This window comes from Deltaproteobacteria bacterium (assembly GCA_019309045.1).
GTDB lineage: Bacteria > Desulfobacterota > Syntrophobacteria > BM002 > BM002 > JAFDGZ01.
In genome coordinates this window covers 1-5491 of record JAFDGZ010000133.1, presented here as the reverse complement: position 1 = coordinate 5491, position 5491 = coordinate 1, and the positions used below count along the sequence as shown (strand labels likewise).

Sequence of the window (5491 nt, the reverse complement as noted above, 5' to 3'; positions counted from 1 at the left end):
GCTTCCTCCACCGTGATCACTCCCTCTTTGCCCACCTTGTTCATGGCCTCCGCAATGATGTTGCCAATGGTCTCATCATTGTTGGCGCTGATGGTGCCTACCTGGGCAATCTCCCTCTGATCCTTTGTGGGCTTGCTCAGCTTCTGCAGCTCCTCGACTACCGTTGTCACAGCCTTGTCAATACCCCGCTTGAGCGCCATGGGATTGTGTCCGGCAATTACCAGTTTGCAGCCTTCAAAAAATATCGACTGCGCCAGTATGGTGGCGGTGGTGGTGCCGTCGCTGGGCTCCCATGTTCTCGAACTTGTCCTCGAGCTCGATCTCTTTGGCCACCGTCACCCCATCCTTGGTGATGGTGGGAGATCCCCAGCTCTTCTCCAACACCACATTGCGTCCCCTGGGACCCAGAGTAACCTTCACCGCATTGGTAAGAGCGTTTATGCCTTCGAGAAGGGACTCGCGAGCCTTCTCAGTGAACTTCAGTTCTTTTGCGGCCATCTTTGTCTCCTTGTTTCAGTAGGTTCGGCCAATAAGTCAGTGAATGTTGCATCTCTGTACAGCATGCAGTCGCAAACCTGTATCCCGGGTAGATTAAAGACCAGTGCTCCCGCTCAACCGGCGCCATGTCGCCTTTCCTCTCTGCCAGCTGTCCAGTCAGGGGAGCACCGCTTATTTTTCTACCACTGCCAGCACATCGTCTTCTCTCATAATCAACAATTCTTCTCCCTCGACATTTATGTCAGTGCCGGCGTATTTGCTGAAGAGAATGGTATCTCCCTTTTTAACATCGAGAGGGATCTTGCTGCCATCTTCGTTTACCTTGCCTGTACCCACTGCCAGGACTTCACCCTGAATCGGCTTCTCCTTGGCAGTATCAGGAATAATGATGCCACCCTTGGTTACTTCCTCCTCCTCTGTCCGTTTTACCACAATACGGTCGTTCAGCGGTTTCAGTTCCATTGCTCCACTCTCCTTTTTCCATAAAAGATATGTTCTTCCCCGGCTAAATGCCTTTTGTGTTAGCACTCACCTTTATTGAGTGCTAACACAAAAAGAGGATATCCGTATGGCTGGCAAAAATCAAACTTCATATAACACTATTCTAGAAGATTTATCTATAAAATTGACAAAATGGCCATGTCATTTCCATATAAGGAGATTATTTCACCAGTTTTCGCCATATTATAACCTGATACATGTTATTTTAGGAACAGTACCACTAACCGGCATCGAGACCTCATAAAGTGGCAACCCGCTGCCGCGACTCGCAACTTTCCACAAGCAAATTTGCAGCGGATGCCATTCAGCACGGCAAAAATGAGTGCGCCCTCCTCTTCAACGCTATTTACAAGAGGTTTTGCCCTGTGCTACAAGGAAGAGCGACAGGAATACAGGTTTCGATTCCAATGGGAAAGTGGCAGCCTCACGATCATTTTTTTCAGCGGGCCAAGCGACAGGGATTTGTTGCTCGTTCAGTGTACAAATTAGAAGAAGTGGACAGGCGTGTGGGTCTGCTGAAGCCTGGATACAAGGTTTTGGACCTGGGCTGCTACCCTGGTTCATGGCTGCAGTATTGCTCCAGGGCCGTTGGCAAGAATGGTTTGGTGGTGGGAGTCGATATCCAGCCAGTGGATATTTCCCTCCCGACTAACGTGCACATCATTGCATGTGATGTTTTCAACCTTCTGCCCACCGATCTTTTCAGGTATTCCAGCACCTTCGATGTGGTCCTCAGTGACCTGGCTCCAGCAACCACTGGAATTCGTTCCGTAGACAGCGCCCGCTCTGCCATGCTCGTGGAAAAGGCCCTGGCGCTCGCCGCAAGTCTGCTTCAGCCGGGCGGCCACTTCGTGGCAAAGATCTTCCAGGGCTCCGAACTGGACGTTCTCAACAAGAAGCTGAGGACAATGTTTGAGCGCGTCAGGGGAATCAGGCCTCGTGCTGTTCGCAAAGGGAGCAGGGAATTGTACCTGGTGGCCCTGGGAAAAAGGCAGGCTTCATCTGACCTGCCCGAACAATAAGCGCAGTGGGGTCCATTTACCTCACTCGAGAGTGAAGTGGAGCAGGAGCAGAGCAAATGAACGCCCACCGCGGCCAGCTGCAGCAACTGTTTCACTGCCTGATCGGCAGCTCCAGTATCTGCGCCTAGCCTGGGTGGAAGCTGCTCCATTACAGCATCGTCCCTGTGAAACTATTTTGATCTTGCTGGGAGGAACGACCTATGTCGGGACATTCGAAATGGCATAGTATCCGCCACAAAAAAGGCGCTATTGATGCCAAGAGGGGTAAGATATTCAGCAAAATCATCAAAGAAATTCAGGTTGCTGCACGCCTGGGAGGCGGTGATCCAACCGGGAATCCAAGACTGCGGCAAGCCATTGCTGCGGCCAAAGCCGAAAACATGCCGAAGGAAAATATTGACCGGGCTATCAAGAAAGGAACCGGGGAACTCGGCGGCGTCTCATACGAAGAACTTGTCTATGAGGGCTATGGTCCTGGCGGCGTGGCTGTTCTGGTGGAAATAATGACGGACAACAAGAACAGGGCTGCTGCAGATCTGCGCTACATTTTTGGCAAGCACGGCGGCAATCTTGGAGAAGCTGGCTGCGTGGCCTGGATGTTCGACAAGAAAGGACTGATAGCCTTCGACCAGGACCAGGTGAGTGAAGACGAGGTGATGGAGGTGGCCATCGAAGCAGGCGCCGATGACGTAATCGCCACTGAGGACCAGCTGGAGGTCCACACTTCAGTCGAGTCTTTTGAAGCTGTCAAGCAGGCATTCGATGAGAAAGGCATGCCTTATACCATGGCCGAAATAACCATGGTTCCCAAAAATTCCGTGCAGCTGGACGAAGCTCAGGCCGTAAAGATACTCAAGCTCATGGAAGCACTCGAAGACTCGGACGATGTGCAAAAGGCCTATGCGAACTTTGATATTCCTGTGGAGATTTTGCAGCGGATCACCTGAAGCCTCTCGCCGATTAGACAGCAATTGTTGCCTTGCTCCCCTGGTGGGGATGGACAAATGAGAATTATTGGCATAGATCCCGGTTCCCTGGCTACAGGATACGGCATAGTCGAAGCCTCCGGGCGCCGCCCCTCTCATGTGGCCAGTGGCCGGATTCTTTCGCCGGCCAGCCTCGCCTTCAACTGGCGGCTCGAGAACATTTTTCGTGAATTGACAGCGATTATTGGCGAGCATGCACCACAGGTAATGGCTGTGGAAGATCTGTTCTACGCGCGCAATGTGAAAACTGCCCTGAAACTGGGGCATGTCCGCGGTGTTGTCATTCTGGCCGGCATCAAAGCCGGCCTGAACATTGCCGAGTACTCGCCCCTCGAGGTAAAACAGGCCCTGGTTGGCTATGGCCGGGCCCAGAAAAAGCAGGTGCAGATCATGGTCCAGAATCTCTTGAGTCTGGAGGGGCTGCCCCAAGCTGACACTGCCGATGCCCTGGCTGTAGCCATCTGCCATTTGCACAGCTGCCAGGTGACATCCCGAATCGCCAGAGGAATGACATCATGATTGCCCACATCCAGGGCTCTCTTTTGTTCAAATCACCAGAATGCGTCATCATTGATGTGGGGGGAGTCGGCTACGAGATCTATGTTCCCCTGACAACTTTTTACGAACTTCCAGAGAACGGCGGCCAGGTGTCCCTGCACACCTACACGCACGTGCGGGAAAAGACCCTGCAGCTGTATGGCTTCCAATCGCGCCAGGAAAAGCAGCTCTTCGAACTTCTCCTCAGTGTTACCGGCATTGGACCGCGGTTGGCCATAAACATCCTTTCCAGTGTGGGAGTGGCTGAACTGGCAACCACCATCAGGCAGGAAGATCTGCCGCGCCTGGTGGCCATACCGGGTCTGGGACGCAAGACTGCCGAACGACTGGTGGTGGAGCTGAGGGACAAACTGGCTAAAATGGACCTGCCCTCAATTCAGAAGGAATCTCCTCCGCAATGGCAGGATGAGGCCATTATGGAGGATGCCCTTTCTGCCCTGCTCAATCTCGGCTATAAGGCAAAGGTGGCCAAGAAAGCCCTGAACAGCGTCTGGCCAAAAATAGAGCAGCCGGTCAATCTGCAGAGTTTGTTGAAAGAAGCACTCCGGGCCCTTGCCTGAGCTTCGGAGAGACCCAGAGGACGGACTCCATGGAAGAACGTTTACTGAGCGGCATGGAAAAGACAGAAGAAGGACGCCTCGAGGCAACCCTCCGTCCCCGGAGTCTCGATGACTATATTGGCCAGCAGCGGGTGAAGGATAATCTGCGGGTGTTCATAGAAGCTGCCAGGGCCCGCCATGAAGCTCTGGACCATGTGCTGCTTCACGGCTTTCCCGGCCTGGGCAAGACCTCCCTTGCCTACATCATTGCCCAGGAACTGAACGTCAATATTCGCACCACTTCTGGTCCTGTAGTTGAAAGGCCCGGCGACCTCGCTGCCATCCTCACCAACCTGGACAACCGCGATGTCCTTTTCATCGACGAAATTCATCGACTCAACACTGTGGTGGAAGAAATTCTCTATCCAGCCATGGAAGATTTTCAGCTCGATCTCATCATTGGCCAGGGCCCCAGCGCCAGAACAGTCAAGCTGGACTTGCCTCACTTTACCCTGGTTGGAGCCACCACCAGGGCCGGTCTGCTGACCCCACCGCTGCGAGATCGATTTGGGGTGGCGCTGCGGGTGGATTTCTATCAGCCAGAAGAACTTGCCAGGATCGTCCACCGCTCAGCCAACCTTCTCGGAATATCAGTGGACCGTGGCGGCGCCTGGGAGATTGCCAGGCGCTCCCGCGGCACTCCCAGAATCGCCAACCGGTTGTTGCGCCGGGTGCGCGACTACGCCGAGGTGCGGGCAGACGGGATCATTACTCGAGAGGTCACGGATGCCGCCCTGGAAATGCTCGGTGTTGATGGCAAAGGTTTCGACAAGATGGACAGAAAAATCCTTCTGACGCTCATCGACAAATTCGATGGCGGGCCGGTTGGCATCGACACTCTCTGCGCTGCAGTGGGAGAGGAAAAAGACACTCTGGAGGATGTCTACGAGCCGTATTTACTGCAGGAGGGCTACCTCAAGCGCACTCCACGGGGACGCGTTGCTACCAGGCTTGCCTATCTCCATTTCAACCGCTCTCCCGGGAAAACTCACCAGCAAGAGCTCTTCGAAATGGAAGGGCACTCTCCCCCCAATCATGACAACTAGCTGAAGCACCGCGGCCCGTTGGCATGATTCCCACGAGTCTCAGAAATCACGCATGTCTGTGGTCATTCGGTGGGATCTCTTGGAAAGATTGCCAAGGCTGGCACCTGTGGCGCCGCTTTATGAGGGCGGAAAAAGCAGCTCTCCCGCGCGGGACCAGGCCTTGTCGACTTTTCCCTTTTTCTAACGCTGCTGCCTGGCGAATCTCAGTGGCCTTCACCCCTTTTCTTGAGGTCGCGCAGCGTCCTGGCCAGGGCAACCAGTGTGCCCATGCCGATCACCCC

Annotated in this window: 6 protein-coding genes and 1 pseudogene; 5 read left to right on the top strand and 2 right to left on the bottom strand. The window is 54.0% G+C overall.

The window, feature by feature from the left end:
- A pseudogene (groEL, locus tag JRI89_16425) lies at positions 1-498 on the bottom strand (chaperonin GroEL).
- Positions 499-669: 171 nt separating this feature from the next.
- Complete coding sequence (groES, locus tag JRI89_16420; protein MBW2072819.1) at positions 670-960, bottom strand: co-chaperone GroES; 291 nt, start codon at positions 958-960, stop codon at positions 670-672.
- A 446-nt stretch (positions 961-1406) separates the two neighbouring features.
- On the opposite strand from groES, the gene JRI89_16415 reads away from it, so the two are divergent.
- The 5 genes from JRI89_16415 to ruvB all read left to right on the top strand — a co-directional run bounded on the left by JRI89_16415 (position 1407) and on the right by ruvB (position 5210).
- Complete coding sequence (locus JRI89_16415; protein MBW2072818.1) at positions 1407-2021, top strand: RlmE family RNA methyltransferase; 615 nt, start codon at positions 1407-1409, stop codon at positions 2019-2021.
- A gap of 200 nt (positions 2022-2221) precedes the next feature.
- Positions 2222-2968 carry a YebC/PmpR family DNA-binding transcriptional regulator gene (locus tag JRI89_16410; protein ID MBW2072817.1) on the top strand — a complete coding sequence of 249 codons (747 nt, stop codon included), beginning with the start codon at positions 2222-2224 and terminating at the stop codon, positions 2966-2968.
- A 57-nt stretch (positions 2969-3025) separates the two neighbouring features.
- Positions 3026-3526, top strand: a complete 501-nt coding sequence (gene ruvC / locus JRI89_16405) for a crossover junction endodeoxyribonuclease RuvC (protein ID MBW2072816.1) — start codon at positions 3026-3028, stop codon at positions 3524-3526.
- Positions 3523-4125, top strand: coding sequence for a Holliday junction branch migration protein RuvA (ruvA, locus tag JRI89_16400; protein MBW2072815.1), 603 nt, complete (start codon positions 3523-3525; stop codon positions 4123-4125). The genes ruvC and ruvA overlap by 4 nt, the downstream gene beginning before the upstream one ends.
- A gap of 29 nt (positions 4126-4154) precedes the next feature.
- On the top strand, positions 4155-5210 hold the full coding sequence (gene ruvB, locus JRI89_16395; GenBank protein ID MBW2072814.1) for a Holliday junction branch migration DNA helicase RuvB: 1056 nt from the start codon (positions 4155-4157) through the stop codon (positions 5208-5210).
- The last annotated feature ends 281 nt before the right edge of the window (positions 5211-5491 follow it).

Excerpts from the sequence above, each read along its gene's own strand:
- ruvB (MBW2072814.1), top strand. The coding sequence starts at position 4,155 with ATGGAAGAACGTTTACTGAGCGGCATGGAAAAGACAGAAGAAGGACGC.
- groES (MBW2072819.1), bottom strand. The coding sequence starts at position 960 with ATGGAACTGAAACCGCTGAACGACCGTATTGTGGTAAAACGGACAGAG.
- ruvA (MBW2072815.1), top strand. The coding sequence starts at position 3,523 with ATGATTGCCCACATCCAGGGCTCTCTTTTGTTCAAATCACCAGAATGC.
- JRI89_16415 (MBW2072818.1), top strand. The coding sequence starts at position 1,407 with ATGGGAAAGTGGCAGCCTCACGATCATTTTTTTCAGCGGGCCAAGCGA.
- JRI89_16410 (MBW2072817.1), top strand. The coding sequence starts at position 2,222 with ATGTCGGGACATTCGAAATGGCATAGTATCCGCCACAAAAAAGGCGCT.
- ruvC (MBW2072816.1), top strand. The coding sequence starts at position 3,026 with ATGAGAATTATTGGCATAGATCCCGGTTCCCTGGCTACAGGATACGGC.